The sequence below is a fragment of the Candidatus Nanohalovita haloferacivicina genome, from assembly GCF_029232205.1.
GTDB classification, from domain to species: domain Archaea; phylum Nanohalarchaeota; class Nanosalinia; order Nanosalinales; family Nanosalinaceae; genus Nanohalovita; species Nanohalovita haloferacivicina.
The window spans coordinates 120,080-143,324 of record NZ_CP107255.1 but is presented as its reverse complement, the minus strand read 5'-3'; the positions used below and the strand labels follow the sequence as shown (position 1 = coordinate 143,324).

Here is a 23,245-nt window from a genome sequence, read left to right as displayed (position 1 = left end):
TTCTGACTATTTCAGGGCCTCTACGGCAGCTAGTTTCTCGCCACTCAGATATCTTACGAAAGCTCCTCCAGCAATTGATACATGTGAGAAATCTTCAAGCTCGTATCCAAATCTCTGGACTAGTGAGGAAGTGTGGCCTCCTCCAAGCACCGTATAGGCCTCCGATTTTGCCATTGCCTCTACTACTTTTCTGGTTCCTTCCGGATGTTCTTCGAATGCGCCCATAGGGCCTTTCATTACCACAGATTCTGCATTTCTGATTTCTTCTGCGAAGTTTTCTGCTGTTTCTGGGCCGATGTCCCAGGTCATTTCGTCTGGTACTTCTCCTACTTTGTAGTTTCCTGATTCTGTTGTGACGTCTTCTGGCAGGATTATTTTTTCGTTGTAGTTTTCGAGCATTTCCTTGAGTTCGTCTTTTTTGGAGTCGAAGCCGTGTTCTTGAATCCATTCTGCTTTTTCTCCGAGTTCGTGGCCCTGTATCATCAGTGCTAGTTCTCCAGGTACTCCTCCCATCAGTACTTTGTCGACTGATTCGATCATTTCCTCCATGATGCCTATCAGGTCCGAAGGTTTTTCTCCTCCAAGCACCAGCAGGCCATTTTCAAATTCGTCTCGGACTTTTCCGCAGCTTTCCAGTTCGTTTTTCATGACAGGACCTGCGTATGAATCAAGTTTTTCTGTGAATCCCACCATAGATCCGTGAGATCTGTGTGCTGCTGAGAATGCATCATCTACGTAGATATCAAATTCTGGAGCCATCTTGTTCACAAATATGTCCTGAGCGTGTTGTTCCGGAGATGCATTTCTGAGTTCTTCTGAAAGAAATCTTACATTTTCTATAAGCGCTACATCTCCTTCCTGCATTTCTTCGACAGTATTGGATAGTTCTGATCCGAAGAAACCTGGAATAAATTCTACTTCTTTATCCATTGATTCTGAGAGTATTTCGGCGTGTTCTTCAAGAGATAGGAAGTCGTTTCTTCCAGGCCTTCCCTGATGGGCCATAATCACTGTTTTCGCTCCTCTGTCAGATAGTTCTTCAATTGTTTTCAGATATCTCCTGAATCTTACTGTTTTCTGAGGTTCTCCGTCCTCTACAGGAAGGTTTAGATCTGTTCTGAGAAGTAGTTTCTGGCCCTTTACATCGATGTCTTCTATAGAGTTCATAGCGCCGTATTACGATGTAATACTTCGATCGTTTTTAAGGTTTCCAAGCAGTATTTAAGAATCTGGTCAGAAGGTTTAGATACAATGAAAGGTGGACGTTTTGGACTGCCGTTTACGGCAGCCACACGATAGCATTTACGACAATTCTAAAATCTTAGCTTCTGCTATAAAAATTTCCAGTTCAGGTGTTTCTGCATGAGCAAGTCCCTTACGGAAAAGCTTTCTGAGCTATCGAAGAGGAGAGGTTTCTTCTTCCAGAGTTCAGAGGCATACGGCGGTGCTGCAGGTTTCCAAACCTTCGGCCCAGAAGGAGCAGAAATCAAAAGAAACGTTGAGAACAGCTGGAGAGAAACTTTCTCACAGAGCCTGGGCCACAGAGAGATCGAGGCCCCGACAATCATGCCCGAGGCAGTTTTCGAGGCATCAGGCCACCTGGATACTTTCGACGACATGATAATCGAGTGTCCAGAATGTGGAACCTCCAGTAGAGCAGATCATCTGGTAGAAGACAATACTGAAATCGACGAGGCAGAGGCCTTCTCCAATAAGAAAATTGAAGAGCTGATCAAGGAACATAACCTTGTCTGCCCGAGCTGCGGCGAGGAGCTGACAGGAGTAAAGGTTGAAGACTTCAACTTGATGTTTGAAACCTCTATCGGTCCTGGAAGCGGCCAGCCAGGCTACCTCAGGCCAGAGACAGCTCAAGGTATCTTCGTCGAGTTTCCAAGACTGAAGGAGTACGCACGGAATCAGCTTCCATTCGGTATTACCCAGATAGGTAAGGCCTACAGGAACGAGATTTCGCCGAGAAAAGGCCTTGTAAGGGTTAGAGAGTTGACTCAGGCAGAGCTTGAGCACTTTATTGATCCTGACGAAGATAGGCCTCCGATAGAGGATGTCGAGGATGTAGAGCTGAAGCTTTACTCTCGCAAGGAGCAGGACAAGGAAGACGGCAAAGCTGTCAAGATGACAGTCAAAGAAGCTGTTGACGATGAGGTAGTTGAGTCCGACTGGATTGCATACTATCTCGGTATCGCAAAGCAGTGGTACGAGTCTATCGGCATCGATATGGAGCGTTTCCGTTTCAGACAGCATCAGAACGATGAGCTGTCCCACTACGCCTCTGATTGCTGGGATGCTGAATCTCATGTTGATGGTGACTGGATTGAGATCACCGGTTTCGCTTACAGAGGCTGCTACGACCTGAAAAAGCACAACCAGTACAGTCGTGACGACTACACCATCTTCAAAGAGTACGACGAGCCGAAGACAGTAGAGAAAAACACTGTCAGTCCAGACATGGGCTATTTAGGCCCAGAGTTCGGCGATAAAGCCGGAAAAATTAAGGAGAAACTGGAAGCCCTTGCTGAAGAAGAGCCTGAGGCCTTTGAGGCCGACAAGGTTCTTGTAGAGGTTGACGGCGAGGAATATGCTGTTCCTTCGGACAAGTGCAACTTCTCTGTTGAGAAAGTTACCGAGAACGGAGAGCACATCCTTCCTCAGGTAGTGGAGCCTTCATTCGGTATTGACAGAATTGTCTACACCGTTCTGGCCCACGCATTCGATGAGGACGAAGTAGACGATGAGAAGAGGACTGTGCTGCATCTTTCCGAGTCTGTTGCCCCGACAGAAGTTGCAGTCTTCCCTCTTATGGATAAGGAAGGCCTGGGAGAGAAGGCCAGAGACGTAGCTGACATGCTGAGAGATCAGGGATTCTCAGTCAAGTATGACGATACCGGAAACATCGGTAAGCGTTACAGAAGACAGGATGAAGTAGGTACACCTGTCTGTGTAACAGTCGACTATGAGACACTTGAGGAAGACCCAGAAACAGTAACAGTCAGAGACAGAGACTCCACAGAACAGGAACGTGTAGAGATCAGCAAACTAGCAGAATACCTCTAGAGGCCTTCAGGCCTCCTTTTTTCTTCAGCCTTATCATAAATTCGATACCCTGCTCCAATCTCTTTTTTAAGTTTAGGCCGGCCTAAAAATTGATGTGGTTGGTTACACATGTCTATTAAGGATGTAGTGGAGGATATCGAAAACGGGCTTGTTGAAGGAAGATACCGTGAAAATGTTTTAGAAGTAGCTGAAGATGTTGAAGAATACTTTGAGAGCTTTGAAAATGCGGCCTCTTATGCAGAAGCATACGATGAGGCCTATGACAGAAGAAATCCTTGTTTTGATCCAGAAGGTTACGCTGAGAGCTGGCATGAAAGTTTTAACGGCGATATGAGCGGAATAGTTGAGTCGTTGAGCGATGAAGATTGATAAAAAGATACTTGAGTAAGGCCTTTTCATGGGCGAGTGCTCGAAATGTGGAAAGAAAGCGATGACATTTACATGTCGCTACTGTAATGATAAGTTCTGTTCAGAGCACCGTCTTCCTGAGAACCACGACTGTGAAGGCCTTGAGAAAGGAGTTAAGCAGGAGAAGGAAGAGACTCGTAAATGGTTTGAGGAAAAGAAACTGAAACAGGAAACCCACAAAGGCCAGCCTAAGAGACCTAAATCATCGCTGGCAAGAGATGCAGTCAGAACGATCAAAAACAATGCCACTTACGGAATAATTGCAGTAACAGTACTATCATTTTTACTTCAGGCCTCGACAGCCTACGTCAACTTTATGCAGCTTTCACCAGCGCTATCTCAGGCTGCTGTCGATGCAATCAACGCAGCTACAGGCCAGCAGATGCTTAACAGCACGCTGATTAAACAGCCATGGACATTGCTGACAGTGATGCTATTGCACTCAGGCTTCTTCCACCTGTTCGCGAACATGGTGACGTTCTACTTTTTCGGATCAGTGGTAGAGAAAACAATCGGTTCCAGAGAAACACTGAAAATCTACGTAATATCAGGCCTGGCAGCAAGCATAGGATTCGTACTGTTCAGAAATATTCTGTACTACATGTACGGGCCTACAGTTGGAGGCATGCCTACCCTGAGTCCTGCTGTAGGAGCTTCAGGAGCAGTCATTGCATTCCTTGGAATTGTCGCAATGCTCTACCCAGAAGCCGAAGTTCTGCTGTACTTCTTTATCCCTATGAAGATTAGAACAGCAGTACTTGCATTTGGAGGCCTGGAAGCAATCAATCTCCTGTTCAAACTTGGAGGCGTAACCCTGCCAGTAATCGGTTTCTTCGCAAGCTCAGCCCACCTCACCGGACTGCTAGTAGGCCTGTGGTACGGCAAGAAACTGAAAGAGAGATATGGTAGAAAGAACAGTTTTTTTGAAGTTGCAAGATTCTAGAGAGTTGTTCTTTCAACTTCGTAGTAAGTGACGTCGTTCTCTGAGTCAACTACTCCCCAGAGCATTGTCGCCCGGACATTCTGAGCAAGTCTAGCTGCACGAGACATCTCCTGGAAACTCATTGTATGATTCTCGGGAACAGCATGAACAAGATACTTTGTGTGCTGCCTATCCCTCTTCTCACCTTCTGCATAAGGATTAACACCTCGCGGATAAACTCTGAAATGAGATCCGAACTTGAAACCGCTCTTCACAATATAACCTCTCTCACGGAGATCGGAGTAAACAGTATACTTCTGATCGAACTCCTCATCGATATCACAGAACTTCTGGAAAACCTCCTCTCTTTCAAGGCCTTCACCTGACTCATCCTCAATCTCGATCTCATCTCTCTCAAAAAGATGAAAGGCCTCGGAAAAAGAAAGCTCCAGACGGCCATCATCCATCAGCTTCCCATAGTATTTCTCGCTGTGAACTTCCTCGGCATCTTCTTCATCCCATACCTTGACAGAACTGTCAGTAATTTTTGCGGTAATCATAAAATAGAATTAATACCCGGAAATTTTTAGACTTGTTATCAGAAATCACCGAGGCCTTCCTGCCACTGCCAAACGAAGCAGGTGGACAGTTCTACCTCATCAAAAGTCTCCAAGGCCTTTCTGTGAGGCCTCCTTCAAAATTCTCTCAGCAGTACTCCAGGATTTCCTGGTCTCCGGAGGAAGCTCTCCTTTCTCCTCGACATACTTCTCCAGAAACTCTGTAGTAGGAGAATCATGCGGATAACCGGACGCAAAATCATAGCCATACTTCTGCTTCAATTCCTCGATGTGGGTCTCTCTCGCAGACTTTGCAACAATAGAGGCCGCGGAGACAACCGGAAAAGTATCGTCAGCACCGTGCTCTGCAACAAACTCCACACCTCCAAAACGATCAGGAAGCTGATCCTTCAACTTGTTGATAAACCTCTCAGCATTCGGCTCCGGCAGATCAACAATCACCTTATCAGCCTCAGTCCTTCCAATAACATCAGTAAAGGCCTTGACTTCTATCTCATTTAACGACATTACTCCTCTAAGCTCATCTATTTCCTCAGCAGTAACCTCTTTCAGGAAGGCCTCTCCATACTCTTCAAGTTGATCTCTGATTGATTCTCTTTTCTTCTCAGAGAGCTTTTTCGAATCCTTTACTCCTAGCTCTTCAATTTTCTCAATATCATTTTCCTCTATCAGAAACCCTCCTACAAACATTGAGCCTATTACTGGGCCTCTTCCTGCCTCGTCGATTCCTAGAACCTTGGCCATAGATTAAAACTTCGGAAGGTTATGGTTTAAAAGATTGTCAATCTGAAAAGTTTATACTAACCGGAAAAGCGGGGTGGAGCAGCCAGGAGTGCTCGTCGGGCTCATAACCCGGAGGTCCGTGGTTCAAATCCACGCCCCGCTAAAAATCCTGATTTCTGTCTAAAGATGTTTTTACAGATGTAGTAAAGTTAAAATCAACTAGATCGTATTTTCCAGGCTTTTTTCGCTAATAAAGAATACTTGCAAAGTTCAGAGCTTTTTTCAGATTTTAAAAACCGTCTCTGAGTTGTTTAAGGTTCTCGTGAACAGTCCCTTTTTTCGGGCCGATCAGTCGTTAATTTAAATAAGGTTGTTGAGGATTGTATAGATACGTGGGGAGAAGGGGGTTAATCGATGCCTGAAAGGTGTAAAAGAAAGAAATGCAGAAGCTTGGAAACATACTAATTAACGTAATGCAGGAATTATCTCGAACCTCCACGAACGGAGAGGCCCATATCGAAGTTAACAGTAGCGTCTGCAGCCCTGAACAGTTTGAAACACTTTTCGGATACTTTACACAGGGCACAATTCTTGAAAGAATCGATCTAGAAGTTGAGAACATCGATCCTGTCGTAACTTGCGGCTGCGGATTCACGGAGAAAGCAGAGGAAGATCACGACGGATACACCAAATGTCCGGAATGCGGAAGATTTGCAGAGATCAGAGATCCGGCATACAACATTGTAAGCCCAAGCCCAGAAAGCGTTGGCGAAAGACAGAGCATCAGATTCTCATAGAAAAATATATTCAAAAAGTTTCTACAGCAAATTTTCTTCTACAACCAGTTCTACAACTTGCCGGGGTAGCCAAGTGGCCAAAGGCGATGGACTCAAGATCCATTCCCGCAGGGGTTCGCAAGTTCAAATCTTGTCCCCGGCAAAAACTATTACCTCTAACAGAAAACTACAACGACAAAAATTCTATAGAAAGATATGAGAGAAAAATTTGTTATTTATTTCAGGCCTGAAAGCTCGTTCTGAAGATCATCCAGTTCATCACGAAGCTCGTCAATAGAGTTATCTAATTCAGGGCCTTGATCCTCGGAAAAGCTCTGCTCCTGGCCGAAGTCATTGCTCTGCTGCTGTACTACTTGCTGGCCTCCAGCGCTCTGACGATCATCGAGTTCGTCAGCCGGCACGTTGTCCTCAAGCTCAGGCATCTGGCCAGCTACCTCTCCCAGTTCATTATTCAAGTGCTCAATATTCTCATTAACTGTATCAATAGCTGTCTGCTTTACGCTTCTTACCTGTCTCAGAACTTCCATGGCCTCCTCAATATTAGTAATAGTCTTCTCCACGGAGTCTAGGTCATTAAGAAGTTCTCTGTATCCATCTAGTTTGACGTAAAGCTGATCCTGTTCCGAGTCCATATAGAGTAACTGGATTTAGCTGCTTATTAAAAATACTGCCTCCACCAGGAAAACAGAGAAAAAGGCCTTAAGAACCTGAAAAACAGTGCTCAGAGGTGTTCAAGAGTCATCACTCCTCTTTTCGAGGATCAGACGATGTCGAAAAAGTCCTCATCATCGCAGTACATCAAAATCAAAAAGTGAACTTAATAAGGCCTGTCTCAACTAAAACTTCAACAGAGAATGGAGAAAGAACAGGTAGCATACAGACTTTCACAGATCTTCCACCCGGCAATAATCGAAATACCAGGCGCCATACTGGCCCTTTACATGTTTGGTCTTCCTCTAAAAGAAATATTCTACTTCGCAGTACTTCCAATCTCAATACTGACAGCAGTAATCTATGGGGTGCTGGCCATGCCAAAATACAGAGAACTTAACATGAACACGAAGGCCGATAGAGACATGTTCTACATCCTCTCAATACTCCTACTAACAATTACTGCAGTAGCAACACACCACTTCAACGGCCCAGAAATAATAGCAGGCCTCTACCCTGGAATAATCGCAGTAGGAATCATAAACTACCTCATTAACAGCAAGGTAAAGATCAGCCTCCACCTCACCGGCATGGGCGTACTAACAGCAGTATTCACAGGCCTTTCACCAGGATATGGAATTCTGTTCCTCATTTTCTCAGGGCTGGTGGCCTGGTCCAGGATAAAGCTTGGTAGACATACCCCTCTGGAGACTTTTCTGGGCTTCACTGTTTCTTTCACTGTGATCCTTGCATCTCTGCTTTTTACAATGGGAAGCGCATAAAAAATTCATCTCGGAAACTCTCTACTGTTGATATAAAATGATTGAAAGAACCTACACCAACGAAGTTACAGCCGATCAGGACGGCGAGACAGTCGCTGTATCCGGATGGGCTCACGAGATTCGAGATCTCGGAGGAATCACATTCGTAATCCTGCGAGACAGAAAAGGCCAGATCCAGCTAACATTCAAAGAAGACGAAAACGAGGAACTCTTCGAGAATGCGCAGAATATCGGAAAAGAAGACGTTATCTGGGCCAAAGGTGTAGTACAGTCAAATGATCAGGCTCCTGGAGACAGAGAACTCCACCCTGAAGAACTCAAAATAATCGGAGAAGCAGAATCACCTCTTCCAATGGACATCTCCAGCGAAGTAGAATCAGAAATGTCCACAAGAATGGACAACAGATTCATGGATCTCAGAAGACCTGAGAAACACGCAATCTTCTCACTGAGATCACACCTACTAGACGCAATGGAGAACTGGTTCGACAACAACGACTACATCAACATTCAGACACCTACAATCGCAAAAATGGGTGCAGAAGGAGGAGCCGAACTCTTCCCAGTAGTCTACTACGGAGAAGAAGCCTTCCTAAGCCAGAGCCCGCAGCTATACAAGCAAATGCTGATGGCAGCAGGATTCGACAAAGTATATGAAACAGGAACAGCATTCAGAGCAGAAGAATTCGCAACAAGCCGCCACGTATCAGAAATCTCCATGTTCGACGTCGAACTCGCATTTATCGACAGCCAAGACGACGTAATGGACGTACTCGAAGAATCACTCCAACACACACTGCAGAAAGTAGAGAAAAAAGCCGCAGCCGAACTGGAAACACTGGGAGTCGACCTGACAGTACCTGAAGAAGACTTCCCAAGAATCAGCTTCGAAGAGGCCCGAGAAATCCTCAAAGAAGAATACGACCACGAACCAGAAGACCCAGAAGACCTTGACACCAAAGGAGAAAAACTTCTAGGCGAACACTTCGAAGAAAAAGGCCATCCAGCATTCTTCGTCATCGGCTACCCAGGAGAAAAATTCTACTACATGGAAGCCCGTGAAGGAGACAAATACAGCTCCAGAAGATTCGACTTCATCTACAAAGGCCTTGAACTAGCATCAGGAGGACAGAGAGAACACGACATGGAAAGACTGATGGCCGCAATCGAAGAAGAAGGTATCGACCCAGAAGACATCAGCTTCTACCTCGAAAGCTTCAAGTTCGGAATGCCGCCACACGGAGGATACGGCCTCGGAATCGACAGACTTGTCAAACAGGTCGCAGACCTCGACAACGTCAAAGAAGCAATACTATTCCCAAGAACACCGGAGAGACTAACTCCATAAAAAATCACCTTTTCTCATTTATTCTATCATATTTTAGAGACATATCCAACTTTTATAGAGGCCGAAACAGAAATAATTCTCTGTGAAAGTTAGAGAGCATTTTGAAGAAGCCCGCGAGGACAGAACATTTCTAGCCATCCTGGGGACAGGAATCGCACTCTCTTTTCTGGTATCCTTCAACAGTATAGGCATAACCATTTTTGCATCAAGATTCGCAGGCCTATCTCTGATAACCGTACTTATTGCTTCAGCCTACAGATTCATCGAAACAGGATGGATCAAGGCCGGAGCCATGATACTAGTTCTTCTGATCTCAGGCCTGACCGCATTCACATTTCTCTACACCTCACAGAGCTGTCTAGCCTGGAGCGCACACTCAGCAGAAAACCCTGTGACAGGTCAATGCAAGGCCTACGTCTACGGCGGCTGTGGCCCAAAACCAAGCCCCTGGTACTACACCACATGCTCAAGTGACTCGGAACAGGCGATGTGCAGTAGGCTGGATAACTCTAGCTCCGAGAGGAAGCAGAAGCTTGAAGAACATCTCTGCAGGGATCGACCGGATCTGAGGATTGCAGTTACAGACTATGATCGGGAGCGGAATAACTTAGAAGTAAACATTACTGAGGGAAGGTTCAGCACTTTCAATACCAGAAAATTAGAACTGCGAACAGCAAGGAGTACTGAAATTGGCCTTGCAAAGAATGAATCTGTTCAAAACAGCTCCTTACTGCTTTCAGATAATGAAACCGGTTTGTTTCGCTGGCAGATCAAGTCTGGAGACAGTTTTAATGTAACCAACATCACATTCAACAACGGAACAGAGAGGCGGCATCTGATTTTCAAGTGGACAAACAGAGAAAATAACACAGTTACTCTTGCAGAAGCCGAAGTGAACCAGACACAGGTAATAGATTTCCACGTGTTCAGATAGCAACACAATCCCGAACTACCCAAGGGCCTTACTACACCTCACTTTTTAATCAAGTAAACCGCAAAAAAATGTAGTATTATGGCCGCAGAAACAGAAACCGTGCAGAAAGAAGATGAAGGCAGGAAGGCCCAGACAAAGATCAACAAGGTCACCTGTAAAGGATTCAAGAGCTTCCAGAGAAAAACCTCCATACCATTCTACAAAGGCCTTACAGCCGTAGTAGGAGAGAACGGAAACGGAAAATCCAACATTCTGGACGCAATAAGTTTTGTATTCGGAAAAAGATCTTCACAGCTGCGAGCCGAAAAACTTGAACAACTCATATTCAACGGCGGCGACAGTAGAACAGCGGCAGACTACGCACATGTAACAGTATACCTGGACAATTCTTCCGGAGTATTCGACGAATACATCGAAGACGAAGAAGAGGAAAGTCCTGAAGAAGTAACTGTAGGCCGGAAAATCACGAGGGCCGGATCCTCAATGTACAAGTTCCAGGGCACAAACTGCAAAAGAAGCAAGATAGATGAAATATCAAGAAAAGCAGGAATCGACCCAGATGGATACCACTTTGTAAGACAGGGCCAGATCACAGAGATCGTGGAACAAAGCCCAAAGGCCCGTAGAGAAATAATAGATGAGCTCTCAGGAGTAAAGGAGTTCGACGACAAGAAAGACGAGGCCATGGAAGAGCTCGAGGAAGTAGAGCAAAAACTTCAGGAACAGGAAATACTTCTTGACGAGAAAAAACAGTACCTTGACAACCTGGAAGACCAGAAAGATGCCGCAATAAAATATAGAGAACTGGATGAGAGAAAAGACAAGCTTGAGGCCTCCATACTTGAAGTAAGAAAAAGAGCTCTCTCCAACCAGCTTGCAAATATCAATACAGATACCTCGGAGAAGAAGGAGAAAATTGAACAGCTTGAAGAAGACCTTGAAGAGATTGACGAGGAAATCGACGAGAAACAGGATAGAATAGAGGAGATAGAGGAGAGTCAGGGAGGAGACAACGACATCCAGCACCTCCAGAACAGAATTGAGAAAAAGGAAGGCAAGATCGAGAACAAGAGAGATAAGATCAAGGACCTGGAGGAAACAATCAAAGAACTGAAGCGAATGAAAAGCAGCCGCAGCACAGGTTCAAAGGCCGTTGATGCAGTACTGAATCTGGACAACGATTCTGTAAACGGCATGTTCCAGGACCTGATCTCATACGAAGACAGATTTGCCACGGCAATCCAGACAGCAGCAGGAGGCCACATGAACGACGTGGTTGTAGAGGACAAACAGACCTCCGTCGACATGATCAACTACCTGAAAAGAGAAAACATCGGAAGAGCAAGATTCCTCCCGCTGGACAAGATCAAGGACAGATCCAAGTCCGCAAAATCCCAGATGGCCAAGAAAAGAAAAGGAGTAATCGGATACGCATCCGAACTAGTTGACAACAACTCAAAATTCGACAAGGCTATCAGCAACGTATTCTCAGATACTCTAATTGCAGAAGACCTCGACTCAGTAAAAGATATTAACGGTGTAAGAGTCGTAACTCTTGACGGAGACATTATGAGCCGTGGAGGAGCCATGACAGGAGGTAAAAAGAAAAGAAGCCGATCCAGCTCCAGCAGCTCCTCCTCCAGCAGACTTGATCCAAAGAAAAAAGAGAAAGAAAAAGAGGAACTCGAAGACGAGATTAAAGACCTGCAGAAAGACATTGCCGAGCTCAAAAACATGAAGGAAAGAAAAGAAGAGGAACAGGAAACCGATGAAGAACTACGAGAAGAGAAAAAGCAGCTACGAGACGATCTTCAGGAGCTACGGGATGAAAGACAGGAGAAATACTCAGAAGTACAGAAACTGAAAAGCAAAGTCGACAGCGTAGGCCAGAAAAAGGCCAACCTGAAAGCAGAGCTTGAAAATGTAAAAGAAGATCTTGAAGACTTCGAATACGATGATGACGAGCTCTCACTGGAGGCCTCCCCGGAAGACCTGAAGAAGAAAAAGAAGAAGATTGTCAGAAAACAGAACGGGATGGGCCCGGTTAACATGCGTGCGATCGACGAATACAAAGAGAAAAAAGAGGAATTCGAAGAATTCAAGGAGAAAGTCTCGGAGATCAGACAGGAAAAGCTGGAGATTGAGGACTGGATAGAGGAAATCGAGTCAGAGAAAAGAGAAAGATTCATGGACACTCTGGAAGACATCCAGGCCAGCTTCACGCGAATATTCGAGAAACTTTTCGAGGGCGGCGAAGGAAAACTTGTGCTGGAAGACGACGACATCAACAAAGGCCTACAGTTCAAGGTCGCACCACCAGGAAAAGACCCTCACATTATCTCATCGCTCTCAGGAGGCGAGAAGACCATGACCGCAATCTCATTCATCTTCGCGATCCTGGAATACGAGGAAAGTCCTTTCTACATCATGGACGAGATCGATGCAGCCCTCGACAAAGACAACTCCAGAAAACTCTCAGAACTCCTGAAAGACTACGCAGAAGACAACCAGTTCATAGTCATCAGCCACAACGACATCACAGTAAGACACGCAGAAAGGGCCTATGGAGTATCAATGCGTGATGGCGTAACAAAGATGAGAAGTATCGAGCTAGATGCCTGAAAAAGGGCAATCAGTTAAAAAGTTCTATACCTCATTTTTCGATGGGGAGAGGGGCCAGCAAGAGTTGGAACAATGGATCAGTACGATATTCAGATACTTGCAGAACAGCCCTGGGAAGAAACACTTGAGGCCTTGACGGCAGACATGCCTGCTGAAGAGGTAGATATATGCGTTCTTACCGACAGGTACAAGGAATACATCGACCAGCTGCAGGAATATGATCTACAGGTTCCTGCACGCGCTATCAGAGTATGTGCAGCACTTCTAAAGATGAAAGCAACCGCAGTCTACTTTGACGACGGAGAAGAACAGGAAGAAGACATGATGGAAGACCCAATGGCCTTTGAAGACGAAGAAATGATAGAAGAAGACCAGGGCCGTAACCCCGACCTCGAAATGGGACCTGAACTTGACATGCCAGTAAAGGCTAAACCGAAGAGAAGGGTTCAGCTCGATGAACTGAAGGACTCTCTGCGTTCAGCACTTGAAATCAAGGAGAGAAGGCAGGAAAGGCAGAACGAAAGGGCGGAAATGGAAGATGTCTTCGAGATGGATGAGGAAGACCTGACAGACAAAATTGACTCGCTTTTCAACACGATAAAAGGAATGATCTCGGAGGAAACCAAGGAAGAGGTCGAGTTCGAGAAAATTGTTGAATCAAACGATACTGAAGAAAAAATAGAGAAGTTCAAGCATATCCTCCACCTTGAAAATGACAGAAAAGTAGACGTTATACAGGAGGAATTCTTCGACGACCTTAAAGTCAGGCCGGAAGCAGAAAAACCTAGAGAGGACGAAAACTATGTTACAAACTAGAAGGTGAAAAAGACAGTGGAAGAAAAAAAGGCACGACTGGAGGCCGCACTATACCTCTCAGAGGAGCCAATCGACAGCAAAGAAATAGCCGACGTACTAAACCTCGGAAGCATGGGATACGTAGACATGCTGATCCAGGAATTCAGAGAAGAACTGGAAAACGACCATCGCGGATTCGAACTAATTGAAACCGACGCAGGATACGAACTCAAGGTCAAAAAAGACCACCTGGAACACGTATCCCACCTGGCCCCACACCAGGACCTCAACGAAGGCCAGCTAAGAACACTCAGCCTCATAGCCTACAACGCACCCCTTGAACAAGCAGATCTTGTAGAAATCAGAGGAAACCGGGCCTATCAGCACGTAAAAGAACTGGTTAACAGAGACTTTGTAGAAAAAGAAAAAGACGGCCGCACAGCAATACTAGACGTATCAGACTTCTTCCTCGACTACTTCGACATCGAATCAGTAGACGAATTCAAAGAAGGCCTCGACCAGGACATGGAAATAGAGGAATAAAAAAAAGGGAAAAACGGCAGCTACCGGCTTCTAGGGCCTGCGTGCGAACACTCCTCAACATACATTTCGAAGAACCTTTCTTCTTCATCGAGATCCACCTTCTGAAGGAAAATATCCGCCGCAACCTCTCTCATACCCGGATCAGCGCCTATATAAGATCTTGAGGCCTCAAGACAGGCCTGAAAAATCTCCTTCTGAGAGGCCTTCTCTTCAAGACTTTCATCTACCTCGGCAGCAAGCCTCCGGGATTTAAGTTCTGCAGCTGAGTTATCCAAGGCCTGATCGAATATTTCCTGAATGGTTTTTCGTCTTTCCTGACTGCCGCTTTTCTCCAAGCTCCTCTGGGAATTCATTTTTTCCTGCCTCTTAACGAAGTATAGCTAAATCTGGCACAAAACACCAAATACAACATGTAGTGGGATAGAATACCCTCCGCCCCCGACATGTGGTGTTCAAGTGCATTTTGTGAAAGCCCAAATATAAACCCTGCTGTGTTGAAGATGATCGAATAACCTCAACAGAGCAAGATTCCTGTTAATTTAACAATTCGGAACAAAACCCAGTTCTATGGAGCTAACCAGTCTAGACCTCTCAATACTCATGGAAGAACTGAACAACCTGGAGGAAGGATTCGTTCAGAAAGTATACCAGAGAGGGCAGGAACTAACAATAGAGGTATACGTGCCAGGAGAAGACAAGAAAAGACTGGTAATCGGAACAGACAGATGCTTTATCTCCAAATACAAACGAGAGAACCCAGAAAGGCCTCCAGGCTTCTGTATGGAACTCAGAAAACACCTGGGTCGAGTAGACTCAATAAAGCAGAGAGGATTCGACAGAATACTGGAAATAGAATCTGGAGACAAAAAATTCATTGCAGAAATGTTTGGAAAAGGAAACTTCATCCTCCTGAAAGAAGGAAAGATAATAGGAGCTCTCAGAGAACAGGAATGGGCTGACAGATCAATCAGGGTTGGAGAAGAATACGTATATCCAGAACCAACAGCAGACCCACGAGAAGTAGACGACTACTTCTCACTTATGGACGAAGAAGAGGAAATAGTACGGGAAATTGCAGCTAAACTTAGCTTCGGAGGAACGTACGCAGAAGAAATCTGTCAGAGAGCAGAAATAGAAAAAGACACAGAAGTCGGCGACCTTGAGGAAGAGGAAAAGGAAGAGCTCAGACAGCAAATAGACAGAATAATAGGCCAGGAAGACCTGAAACCCGTACTGTACACCGAGGACCTGCCAGAACGAGCAGCACCCTTTCCTCTAGAAAAATACGAAGATCTGGACAGAGAGGACATGGAGACATTCTCGGAAGCGCTGGACGAATACTACTACAGAAGAACACGACAGGAAAAAGAGAAAGAGAAGAAAGAGGCCTTCCAGGAAAAACTACAGGGACTAGAAGCACAGAAAGAACAACAGGAAAGAAAGCTCCAGGGCCTCCAGAAATCATCGAAACAGAACCGTGAGAAAGCAGAGATAATCTATGAGAACTACCAGCTTCTTCAGAAAATAAAAGAAAGCCTCGAACAATCCATTGAAGAAAACGGCTGGAAGGAGACTGAAGAAAAGCTGAAAGAGGCCGAAACAGAGCTATCAGAGCATGTTAACTCTCTGAATGAGAGAGAAGAATTTTTCTCAGCCAGCGTCGACGGATACAGTATCAAATTAAGACCCGGCCAGAATCTGGAAGCCACGGCCTCTTCATACTACGATAAAGCCAAGGACTCCGAATCAAAAATGGAGAGCGTGGAAAAGGCCCTGGAGAAGACTCAGGAGAAAATTGATGATCTCAGCGAGGATGAGTTCGACTATGAGGAAGAAATGGAGGATAAGTCGCAGAAAAGATCCAAGAAATGGTTCGAGAAATACAGATGGTTCCGATCCTCAGAAGACTACCTCGTGATCGCAGGTAGAGACGCTCAGACCAACGAAATGCTGGTCAAAAAACACATGGAAGACAACGACCTGTACTTCCACGCCGACTTTGACGGCGCACCCAGTGTCGTAGTAAAAGATGGGCAGGACTGCGGCGAGGCCACTCGTGAAGAAGCTGCGAAAGCCGCTGTCACGTTTTCAAAGACATGGAAAGCCGGTATAGGTGCAGACGATGTATACTACGTAGATCCCGAACAGGTAACAGAAAACCCTGAGTCAGGAGAGTATCTCGGAAAAGGAGCATTCGTAATCCGAGGGGACAGAGAATACATGAGAAACATGTCAGTAGAGGCCTCAGTAGGAGCATACCAGATAGAAGACACCTGGGTACCAATGTGCGGCCCAGAAACCGCAATCTCCGAACACTGCGAAGAATACATCAACCTCGAACCAGGCCACACCAAGAAATCAGAGATCGCCAAGAAAATACAGTCAGGCCTCGGAAAAGACAAAGAACTCGACCTCGACTACATCATAAGATCACTACCGCCAGGCCAGTCAGACATCAAAAATTAGGCAATCAAAAGACCTATTCCTGCAGTTAAAATCATTGCAAGGAAGAAAGCTGCTACCCATGCTGCAGCAGTTCTTCCAATCTTCTCCATATCGGCGTTGGCCTTTCCTTCTACAAGCCCAGATCCAATGACCGATGCAATAACAGCTTCATTGAATGATATCGGAACTCCGAAAAATATTCCTATCTGGGCCAGTATTGCTGCTGTTCCAAGAGCTGCAACACTTCTACGAGGCCCAATATTCGAATAATCAAAGGAAATTGCCCGGATAATTCTTGGAGAGTACAGCCAGGCACCCATCAAGATAGCCAGGCCTCCCATCAAGAGCAGAGCTCCTGTAGAAGAAATTAATCCTGTGAGAGGGCCTACTGCAAGTCCTACTGCTGATGCTCCCGCCGAGTAAGCTACGTAGCTTCCTGTAACCAGAAGAAGGATTCGAAGCTTTCCCTCTGAGTCCTCTTTGGACACGTATTTTCTCAGTATTTTAGCAATGCTGTAGCTGAGGCCTAGAGATAGGAAAGGAATAATCAGCCAGTATCCCAGTACCTTTGTTATTCCAGAATACTGTAGCGGATTTCCGAACGCCAGGCCCGAACCTATAACCGCTCCTACAACCGTAAATGCTGTAGGCATAGGATAATCTCCCATAACGCTGACAATAACAAGGCCTGCCGCTACGAAAAGAATCAAGGCCGCCTGAATAGTTTGAATCTCTCCGCCAATAATTCCTGATCCTACAGTTTCAGTAACATTTGCTCCCTGAGTAACAGCTCCCAGAAAGGCGAAGAAACCTGCAAAAAGAGCTGAACGTAAAATATTAGCTGAACGCGCACTGTTTACCGGGCCGAAAGCCGAGGCAACAGTCGAAGCTCCTATAGAAATACCCATGAAAACTGCTGCTGCAAGCGCCGAAACATAAAGTAGCTCCTGCATCACTCATCATCTCTGAACTTTTCCTTGAGGCCTTCACGCTTCTCCTCTTCAAGAACAGCAACATCCATCTCGAACTCGCCATCCCTCTTATCAGTAATATCAACGGAGAAATCCTCAGTATCCAGGTAGTAAGGATTAAACCTGAGAGTTATCCAGGAGTAAATTACAGACTCAATCTTTCTCAGAAGGCCTGCAATTCTGGAGAAAAGAGGTTTTGCTGCTTCAGAAGAGGCTTCAATTATTTCTTTTTCCGGAACTTCTTTCTTGACAGCTTTCTTTCCAGCTTCCGCCATCTTGTCAGAGGCCTGTTTAAGATCTTTCTTTACTCCTTCACTGTCTCTTTCAATTTCTCTCTCCTTCAAAACTGCTTCGTCAACAGTCTTCCTCTTGACATCGCTCTCAGATTCCTCAACTTTAGGCCTCCAGTCACCGAACTTCTCTATAGACTCTGAGTCAGATCCTGACTCCTCAAGTATGCCTTCAACCTCCTCTCCGAACTCGGCAATTTCCTTCCAGTTGCCGTTCTTTTTCACTCCGGAGTTAGTTTCCTCGACCGAATCCTCTTCTTCTGCCATCTATACACTAATTGAAGTTCCGGACGTCTAATAACCTTTACGGTTCCAGAATCTCGAAGTCCTAGAGGAATTCTTCAATAATTTTTCTCAAATCAGCTTCAACCTCGTCTTTACCTCTTTCACCATCGATAACGCGCCAGCCCTCTCTTTCAGCAAGCTTCTGACCATTAAGATTCGACTTCTTCATATACTCAAAGTCCTGCTCGTGAATATCTTTATCCTTATCACTCATCCTCTCCCTAGCGGCCTCAGGAGAAATATCAAGGTAGAAAACAACATCCGCATCCGGCAGATCAGCATCTATACCTTTAATATACTCCAGCTTTCTCTCCCACTCCTCACCTTCAAAATCAACGAGCTGATGAATTAGATTGGCCTCTCTATAACGATCACATACAATAATACCGCCCTCTTCCAGGTACTCGCGGATAAGCTCCTTGAACTGTTTCCTATCGGCTGCAAAAATATCTATAATATCTTCTAGAGATACATCATCCCTGTTACCGAGATCTCCATCAAGATAGGAGCCAACAACACGGCCTCCAGGCGTCTGACCATACGTAGGGAAAGAAAGCCTCCAGACACCATCCATAACACTATCCTCAACCTTGTCCATAGTTGGATCCGGATACTTCCCCGGCATCCTGTCAAGAATATCCTGCTCAACCGCCGGATCAATACTGCTGCGGCCTTCAAACCTCAGCCATTCAGCAATACGGCCTACCTGAGTTTGCTTACCGGAGGCATCAGCCCCCTCAACAACGACAAAAGTACCGGAGAAATCGTTCTCTGTCACAGCGAAAAATTCTGCTGAGAGTTTTTAGTAACTAACCATCCACCAGGTTTAAACCCTTCAACCACTCCAAACACAATATGAAAACAGAAGAACTGAAAAGCATAGGACTCAGCGCAGGCCTAATACTGATAAACATCGCAGTAATGTGGGTCTTCGCATTCACACCGTTATCAACAATCTCAAACATCGTATTCAGCACATTCATACTCGGAGTAATATTCTACGGAGCACTACTAACCGGAGGAGTATACCTGGCCAAAAAAGGAATACGCAACAACCAAACAAAGCAGGCCTGGCTCGGCACAGCAATCCTGCAAATAACATACGGGATCTTCGGAGCAGGAATACTCGGCATGATCGGGCCAAGAACACAGATGATCGCACTAGCAGCAACAGCAATTATAACCACAGCAATCACAGTAATAAGCGGCCTGCTAGTATATCTAACAGAACACGACTTCTCCTCATGGCAGAGATACTCAAACTACCTCTTCATGGGAGTACTTGGAATATCTTTCATAGGAACATTCAGCAGAGGCCTGATCATAGTAGCATTCGCACTCGCCCTCGCAGGATTCCTGACATACCTAGTCTACGAGATCTGGGACATGAAACAGAGGCCTTCCAACGTATACCTCAACGGAATAGGAATCTACGTCGCATTCATGGGAGTATTCGTACAGATCCTTCAGATAGTAATAGAAATGCTGGCCGACCGATAAAGGCCCTCCCAACCCTCACTTCTCTTCTTTTTCTGCCAGAGATACGGACTGATCGAAAGACAATTATGACTTCATGAAAGAACCAGTTACATGGAACACAAGGATATTTCCGAGGCCGACCCAGAAGTCTACAAAGCCCTGAAAAATGAGGTAGAGAGGCAGGAAAGCGAATCACTCGAAATGATTGCCTCGGAAAACTTTGTACCAAAACAGATTCTACAGGCCCAGGGATCAGTTCTCACCAACAAATACGCAGAAGGCCTTCCAGGAAAAAGATACTACGCCGGCTGCGAACACCACGACAAGATCGAAAACCTGGCCCGTGAAAGAGCATGTGAAATCTTCAACGCCGACCATGCCAACGTACAGCCACACTCAGGAAGCCAGGCCAACTTTGCAGCATACTTCTCACAGCTAGACGCAGGAGACAAAATACTAGGTCCAGTACTTAGCCATGGAGGCCACCTAACACACGGCCACGGAGTAAACTTCTCAGGAGACCTTTTCGACTTCGAAACATACGGCATCAACCAGGAAACCGAAAGATTCGAGAAAGAAGATGTAATGAAAGCCGCAAAGGAGCACAACCCTGACCTGATAGTCTGCGGCTACTCCGCATATCCCAGAGAAATAGACTTTGAAATGTTCAGAGAAGTTGCCGACGAAGTCGACGCACTGCTCATGTGCGATATAGCCCACATATCAGGTCTTGTAGCAGCAGGAGAACATCCTTCGCCGTTCCCAGAATGTGACATTGTCACAACAACCACCCACAAATCAATCCGGGGCGCAAGAGGCGGCATGATCCTCTGCAAACGAGAATACGCAGATGAAGTAGATTCAGCGGTATTCCCATACAGCCAGGGAGGCCCACTAATGCATCAGATCGCAGGAAAAGCAGTATGCTTCAAAGAAGCAATGAAACCAGAGTTCAAAGACTACGCCGCACAGATAAAGAAAAATACCAAAGCCCTGGCAGAAGGCCTCAGAGAAAAAGGCCTTCAAATGGTTTCAGGCGGAACAGACAATCATCTAGTACTCGTCGACCTGACAGACGAAGAAACAACAGGAAAAGAAGCAGAAGAGGCCCTTGAAGAAGCAGGAATAGTTGTCAACAAAAACGCAGTACCTTACGATCCAGAACCACCAATGGTAACCTCTGGTATCAGAATTGGTACCCCAGCACTGACAACAAGAGGAATGGAAGAGGAAGAACTCAAGGAGATCGGAAAAATGATCGGCGAAGTAGTGAAGAATCCTGAAAGCGAAGATATAAGGTCAGAAGTGGAGGACAGAGTCTCAGAGCTTCTGGCAGAGTTCCCTCTCTACGAGGATTCAGATGTAGAGTTCTAGCGACACAGTTCGCCATGCTCAGGCCTCAATTTATCTATTTTTTACTTCTCAAATATGGTTCTCAAAATATAAAATAACTCAGATCGAACCCTTTTTTGGAGGGGTTTAAACAGTTGACAGAATTCTCTGAAACAGAAAAAAAGGCACTTTCAAACTTTGTAACCCATACAGAAGAAAACATCTATGCCGTGCAAAACGTCAGCCCGGAAATATTCGGCGCATTCGGCAGCTTTTTCTCAAGAAGCCCCAAAGACATCAGAGAACACCTCCTAGACGCAATAAAAGGAAATATCCGAGGCCACAAAATAGAAGGCGGCGAAGAAAGACTGGAGAAACTGGCAAGAACAGCAGACGAAAAAGAAGGAGATATCTACGAACACCCGCAGAAAGGCCTTCAATCAGGCCTTGAAAAATCCCAGAGCTTCTTTGAAAAATACTACGGAACATACGGCCACAAATCAATTGCAAACACTGTCTGGATTCCGTTCGTAGCAAATGACGTCAGCCAGATATTCGCGAGAAAACTTGCAGAAGACCAGCTAGCATTTTTCATCGAACAAAGCACCCGCTACGTAGAATTCGACAAAGACAACTACTACAAAGATCCAGACATCATGGAAAGCGAGCACTCCGAAAAATACACAGAAACCATCGAGAAAATGACCGAAAACTACAAGGAGTTCACAGAAATAGCCAAAGAATACTACAGAGAACAACTACCTTACGAAGAATGGCTGGAAAAACAATCAGAAGAAACACAGGAGAAATCAGAAGGTTTCCTAGAGAGAAAATACAAGAGAGAACTCGACGGAAAGGCCCTTGACATCGCAAGATTTCTTCTTCCGCAGGCCATTCAGACAAACATTGCCTGGGCGCTTGACGCCAGAAGCACAGAATTTGACATCGCATCATGGAAAAGCAGCCCTCTCAGCGAAATGAACGACGCAGCAGAGAAACTGGAAGACTCAGGAGGCCAGATAGCGCCTTCACTACTGAAATACACGGAGAAAAGCGAATACCGCTCCGATAAACTAAATCTGTACAACGGCGAATTTGAAATGGATTCAGAAGGAGAGGAAATCGAAAAAGGAGTTGAAATAATATCCGCGCCAGAAAACCTTCTCAACAAGCTAGTGGCCCACACCCTCAAGGAAAACAACTCCTGCAGCTTCAAACAGGCCTTCCAGAAGTCAGAGGAGATGAGCTACAACGAGAAAATCGATGTGCTGGAGAGAACAGTCGAGGGCCGGAACACCTACGATGAATGGGTAGGCCGCAACGAAGAATATGACATCGAGAAACTGACGATCGAGATAAAAACAGATGTAGGCGCTCTAAGAGATCTGAGAAGACACCAGAAAAACGATAGAGGAGAAAACATCTACAGCCTCGACATGGGATACTACAGGCCAGAAGTAGTCGATGAAATGCCTGAGAAAGCAGGAGAACTCTTTGAAGAGACAATGCAGATAGCGCACGAAGCGGAAAAACAGATTAGAGAGGACTTCAAACTGCAGGCGCAGTACGTCCTGCCAATGGCTACAATGACAACAATTACTATGAGCATAGGCCTTGATCAGCTTCAATACTTTGTAAACTTGCGATCAACGCCTGAAGGAAACTTCTCATACCGTGAAGACGCATTCAACCTGGCAGAAGAAGCAGCCAGAGAATATCCATGGCTGCTAGGCCTGGAAGAATACCCTGAAGGAAAAGGCATCAAGGACGTATACAGAAACGCCCCGGTGAAAGAATTGATGAGGATTCAGCCAGGAGAAACAGATCTGCACACGTGATCGCATGAGCTGGGAACTCCGATACCAGGAAGAAGTAATGCCAGTAATAGAGGAATACATCAACGAGGAAACAAGCTCCTTCACCAGCAGCGACATAGCAGAATTCAGCGAAGAACTGGAACCTGATTTCGTTGGCCGCGTACTGAAACACGCCGACACAGACACAATACTTAAGACCGAAAATAATCCTGCAACATGGGAAGCACTCTACGTAGAGACCTATCAAGAAGGCCCTGTAAAACACATTCTGGAACCAGAATCCTACAAAGATGAAAAAGAAACAGAAAATGAGAAGCCCGTGGAAAAGGCCTTGGAATCACTTGACACAGATAGTATAGGAAGAATCTACTCCTACTTCCGCAACACTCTGGAGATAAAAAACGACCAGAAGATTAAAGGCCTAATCACCGAGTACAGAGAAAGAAGATAA

At 45.5% G+C, this 23,245-nt stretch carries 23 protein-coding genes and 2 tRNA genes; 17 read left to right on the top strand and 8 right to left on the bottom strand.

Features of this window, described 5'->3' with window-relative positions; translation table 11 throughout:
- Positions 1–6: 6 nt before the first annotated feature.
- Positions 7–1,167, bottom strand: coding sequence for a phosphoglycerate kinase (locus tag HBNXNv_RS00815; RefSeq protein ID WP_347720939.1), 1,161 nt, complete (start codon positions 1,165–1,167; stop codon positions 7–9).
- A 195-nt stretch (positions 1,168–1,362) separates the two neighbouring features.
- Between HBNXNv_RS00815 and glyS the strand changes: the two genes are divergently transcribed.
- From glyS to HBNXNv_RS00800, 3 genes are all read left to right on the top strand, one after another.
- Positions 1,363–3,072: a glycine--tRNA ligase gene (glyS, locus tag HBNXNv_RS00810; RefSeq protein WP_347720938.1), complete on the top strand. Its 1,710-nt coding sequence runs from the start codon at positions 1,363–1,365 to the stop codon at positions 3,070–3,072.
- A 108-nt stretch (positions 3,073–3,180) separates the two neighbouring features.
- Complete coding sequence (locus HBNXNv_RS00805; RefSeq protein WP_347720937.1) at positions 3,181–3,441, top strand: hypothetical protein; 261 nt, start codon at positions 3,181–3,183, stop codon at positions 3,439–3,441.
- A gap of 28 nt (positions 3,442–3,469) precedes the next feature.
- A complete protein-coding gene (locus HBNXNv_RS00800) occupies positions 3,470–4,423 on the top strand; it encodes a rhomboid family intramembrane serine protease (RefSeq protein ID WP_347720936.1) in 954 nt (317 codons plus the stop codon).
- Here HBNXNv_RS00800 and endA read toward each other — a convergent pair.
- Both endA and rnhB read right to left on the bottom strand, forming a co-directional pair.
- Positions 4,420–4,962, bottom strand: a complete 543-nt coding sequence (gene endA, locus HBNXNv_RS00795) for a tRNA-intron lyase (RefSeq protein WP_347720935.1) — start codon at positions 4,960–4,962, stop codon at positions 4,420–4,422. The genes HBNXNv_RS00800 and endA overlap by 4 nt on opposite strands.
- Before the next feature lie 99 nt (positions 4,963–5,061).
- On the bottom strand, positions 5,062–5,724 hold the full coding sequence (gene rnhB / locus HBNXNv_RS00790) for a ribonuclease HII (protein WP_347720934.1): 663 nt from the start codon (positions 5,722–5,724) through the stop codon (positions 5,062–5,064).
- 67 nt (positions 5,725–5,791) lie between these two features.
- Here rnhB and HBNXNv_RS00785 point away from each other — a divergent pair.
- The 3 genes from HBNXNv_RS00785 to HBNXNv_RS00775 all read left to right on the top strand — a co-directional run bounded on the left by HBNXNv_RS00785 (position 5,792) and on the right by HBNXNv_RS00775 (position 6,642).
- Positions 5,792–5,866: transfer RNA gene (locus HBNXNv_RS00785), tRNA-Met, on the top strand.
- Positions 5,867–6,143: 277 nt separating this feature from the next.
- Positions 6,144–6,500: a hydrogenase/urease maturation nickel metallochaperone HypA gene (locus HBNXNv_RS00780; RefSeq protein WP_347720933.1), complete on the top strand. Its 357-nt coding sequence runs from the start codon at positions 6,144–6,146 to the stop codon at positions 6,498–6,500.
- 59 nt (positions 6,501–6,559) lie between these two features.
- Positions 6,560–6,642, top strand: a tRNA-Leu gene (locus HBNXNv_RS00775).
- A 73-nt stretch (positions 6,643–6,715) separates the two neighbouring features.
- Here the strand turns inward: HBNXNv_RS00775 and HBNXNv_RS00770 are convergent.
- Positions 6,716–7,132 carry a hypothetical protein gene (locus HBNXNv_RS00770; RefSeq protein ID WP_347720932.1) on the bottom strand — a complete coding sequence of 139 codons (417 nt, stop codon included), beginning with the start codon at positions 7,130–7,132 and terminating at the stop codon, positions 6,716–6,718.
- A 222-nt stretch (positions 7,133–7,354) separates the two neighbouring features.
- Here HBNXNv_RS00770 and HBNXNv_RS00765 point away from each other — a divergent pair, with 222 nt between their 5' ends.
- The 6 genes from HBNXNv_RS00765 to scpB all read left to right on the top strand — a co-directional run bounded on the left by HBNXNv_RS00765 (position 7,355) and on the right by scpB (position 14,175).
- Positions 7,355–7,933: a hypothetical protein gene (locus tag HBNXNv_RS00765; protein ID WP_347720931.1), complete on the top strand. Its 579-nt coding sequence runs from the start codon at positions 7,355–7,357 to the stop codon at positions 7,931–7,933.
- Positions 7,934–7,970: 37 nt separating this feature from the next.
- Positions 7,971–9,281 (top strand): aspartate--tRNA(Asn) ligase, encoded by a 1,311-nt coding sequence (gene aspS / locus HBNXNv_RS00760; protein ID WP_347720930.1) that lies wholly within the window; start codon positions 7,971–7,973, stop codon positions 9,279–9,281.
- Between the two features lie 82 nt (positions 9,282–9,363).
- The gene (locus tag HBNXNv_RS00755; RefSeq protein WP_347720929.1) at positions 9,364–10,215 is read left to right on the top strand and encodes a BPTI domain-containing protein; all 852 of its coding nucleotides are present in this window, start codon (positions 9,364–9,366) and stop codon (positions 10,213–10,215) included.
- Between the two features lie 78 nt (positions 10,216–10,293).
- On the top strand, positions 10,294–12,837 hold the full coding sequence (locus HBNXNv_RS00750; RefSeq protein ID WP_347720928.1) for a chromosome segregation SMC family protein: 2,544 nt from the start codon (positions 10,294–10,296) through the stop codon (positions 12,835–12,837).
- A 72-nt stretch (positions 12,838–12,909) separates the two neighbouring features.
- A complete protein-coding gene (locus tag HBNXNv_RS00745) occupies positions 12,910–13,653 on the top strand; it encodes a segregation/condensation protein A (RefSeq protein WP_347720927.1) in 744 nt (247 codons plus the stop codon).
- Between the two features lie 15 nt (positions 13,654–13,668).
- The gene (scpB, locus tag HBNXNv_RS00740) at positions 13,669–14,175 is read left to right on the top strand and encodes an SMC-Scp complex subunit ScpB (RefSeq protein ID WP_347720926.1); all 507 of its coding nucleotides are present in this window, start codon (positions 13,669–13,671) and stop codon (positions 14,173–14,175) included.
- Positions 14,176–14,195: 20 nt separating this feature from the next.
- Here the strand turns inward: scpB and HBNXNv_RS00735 are convergent, their stop codons facing one another.
- Complete coding sequence (locus tag HBNXNv_RS00735; RefSeq protein ID WP_347720925.1) at positions 14,196–14,528, bottom strand: hypothetical protein; 333 nt, start codon at positions 14,526–14,528, stop codon at positions 14,196–14,198.
- A gap of 214 nt (positions 14,529–14,742) precedes the next feature.
- Between HBNXNv_RS00735 and rqcH the strand changes: the two genes are divergently transcribed.
- Positions 14,743–16,641 carry a ribosome rescue protein RqcH gene (gene rqcH, locus HBNXNv_RS00730; RefSeq protein WP_347720924.1) on the top strand — a complete coding sequence of 633 codons (1,899 nt, stop codon included), beginning with the start codon at positions 14,743–14,745 and terminating at the stop codon, positions 16,639–16,641.
- Here the strand turns inward: rqcH and HBNXNv_RS00725 are convergent.
- The 3 genes from HBNXNv_RS00725 to HBNXNv_RS00715 all read right to left on the bottom strand — a co-directional run bounded on the left by HBNXNv_RS00725 (position 16,638) and on the right by HBNXNv_RS00715 (position 18,944).
- Positions 16,638–17,573: an inorganic phosphate transporter gene (locus tag HBNXNv_RS00725; RefSeq protein WP_347720923.1), complete on the bottom strand. Its 936-nt coding sequence runs from the start codon at positions 17,571–17,573 to the stop codon at positions 16,638–16,640. The genes rqcH and HBNXNv_RS00725 overlap by 4 nt on opposite strands.
- Positions 17,573–18,148, bottom strand: a complete 576-nt coding sequence (locus HBNXNv_RS00720; protein ID WP_347720922.1) for a DUF5828 family protein — start codon at positions 18,146–18,148, stop codon at positions 17,573–17,575. The genes HBNXNv_RS00725 and HBNXNv_RS00720 overlap by 1 nt, the downstream gene beginning before the upstream one ends.
- A gap of 61 nt (positions 18,149–18,209) precedes the next feature.
- The gene (locus HBNXNv_RS00715; RefSeq protein WP_347720921.1) at positions 18,210–18,944 is read right to left on the bottom strand and encodes a dTMP kinase; all 735 of its coding nucleotides are present in this window, start codon (positions 18,942–18,944) and stop codon (positions 18,210–18,212) included.
- Positions 18,945–19,021: 77 nt separating this feature from the next.
- Between HBNXNv_RS00715 and HBNXNv_RS00710 the strand changes: the two genes are divergently transcribed.
- From HBNXNv_RS00710 to HBNXNv_RS00695, 4 genes are all read left to right on the top strand, one after another.
- Entirely contained in the window at positions 19,022–19,666 is a 645-nt protein-coding gene (locus HBNXNv_RS00710) for a Bax inhibitor-1 family protein (RefSeq protein WP_347720920.1), read from the top strand.
- A 90-nt stretch (positions 19,667–19,756) separates the two neighbouring features.
- Complete coding sequence (locus tag HBNXNv_RS00705) at positions 19,757–21,019, top strand: serine hydroxymethyltransferase (RefSeq protein WP_347720919.1); 1,263 nt, start codon at positions 19,757–19,759, stop codon at positions 21,017–21,019.
- A 113-nt stretch (positions 21,020–21,132) separates the two neighbouring features.
- Positions 21,133–22,815 carry an FAD-dependent thymidylate synthase gene (locus HBNXNv_RS00700; RefSeq protein ID WP_347720918.1) on the top strand — a complete coding sequence of 561 codons (1,683 nt, stop codon included), beginning with the start codon at positions 21,133–21,135 and terminating at the stop codon, positions 22,813–22,815.
- A 4-nt stretch (positions 22,816–22,819) separates the two neighbouring features.
- Positions 22,820–23,245 (top strand): hypothetical protein, encoded by a 426-nt coding sequence (locus HBNXNv_RS00695; protein WP_347720917.1) that lies wholly within the window; start codon positions 22,820–22,822, stop codon positions 23,243–23,245.

Excerpts from the sequence above, each read along its gene's own strand:
- aspS (WP_347720930.1), top strand. The coding sequence starts at position 7,971 with ATGATTGAAAGAACCTACACCAACGAAGTTACAGCCGATCAGGACGGC.
- HBNXNv_RS00705 (WP_347720919.1), top strand. The coding sequence starts at position 19,757 with ATGGAACACAAGGATATTTCCGAGGCCGACCCAGAAGTCTACAAAGCC.
- HBNXNv_RS00800 (WP_347720936.1), top strand. The coding sequence starts at position 3,470 with ATGGGCGAGTGCTCGAAATGTGGAAAGAAAGCGATGACATTTACATGT.
- HBNXNv_RS00805 (WP_347720937.1), top strand. The coding sequence starts at position 3,181 with ATGTCTATTAAGGATGTAGTGGAGGATATCGAAAACGGGCTTGTTGAA.
- HBNXNv_RS00780 (WP_347720933.1), top strand. The coding sequence starts at position 6,144 with ATGCAGAAGCTTGGAAACATACTAATTAACGTAATGCAGGAATTATCT.
- endA (WP_347720935.1), bottom strand. The coding sequence starts at position 4,962 with ATGATTACCGCAAAAATTACTGACAGTTCTGTCAAGGTATGGGATGAA.
- HBNXNv_RS00815 (WP_347720939.1), bottom strand. The coding sequence starts at position 1,167 with ATGAACTCTATAGAAGACATCGATGTAAAGGGCCAGAAACTACTTCTC.
- rnhB (WP_347720934.1), bottom strand. The coding sequence starts at position 5,724 with ATGGCCAAGGTTCTAGGAATCGACGAGGCAGGAAGAGGCCCAGTAATA.
- HBNXNv_RS00735 (WP_347720925.1), bottom strand. The coding sequence starts at position 14,528 with ATGAATTCCCAGAGGAGCTTGGAGAAAAGCGGCAGTCAGGAAAGACGA.
- HBNXNv_RS00745 (WP_347720927.1), top strand. The coding sequence starts at position 12,910 with ATGGATCAGTACGATATTCAGATACTTGCAGAACAGCCCTGGGAAGAA.
- HBNXNv_RS00725 (WP_347720923.1), bottom strand. The coding sequence starts at position 17,573 with ATGCAGGAGCTACTTTATGTTTCGGCGCTTGCAGCAGCAGTTTTCATG.
- glyS (WP_347720938.1), top strand. The coding sequence starts at position 1,363 with ATGAGCAAGTCCCTTACGGAAAAGCTTTCTGAGCTATCGAAGAGGAGA.
- HBNXNv_RS00695 (WP_347720917.1), top strand. The coding sequence starts at position 22,820 with ATGAGCTGGGAACTCCGATACCAGGAAGAAGTAATGCCAGTAATAGAG.
- rqcH (WP_347720924.1), top strand. The coding sequence starts at position 14,743 with ATGGAGCTAACCAGTCTAGACCTCTCAATACTCATGGAAGAACTGAAC.
- HBNXNv_RS00770 (WP_347720932.1), bottom strand. The coding sequence starts at position 7,132 with ATGGACTCGGAACAGGATCAGCTTTACGTCAAACTAGATGGATACAGA.
- HBNXNv_RS00710 (WP_347720920.1), top strand. The coding sequence starts at position 19,022 with ATGAAAACAGAAGAACTGAAAAGCATAGGACTCAGCGCAGGCCTAATA.
- HBNXNv_RS00750 (WP_347720928.1), top strand. The coding sequence starts at position 10,294 with ATGGCCGCAGAAACAGAAACCGTGCAGAAAGAAGATGAAGGCAGGAAG.
- HBNXNv_RS00765 (WP_347720931.1), top strand. The coding sequence starts at position 7,355 with ATGGAGAAAGAACAGGTAGCATACAGACTTTCACAGATCTTCCACCCG.
- HBNXNv_RS00720 (WP_347720922.1), bottom strand. The coding sequence starts at position 18,148 with ATGGCAGAAGAAGAGGATTCGGTCGAGGAAACTAACTCCGGAGTGAAA.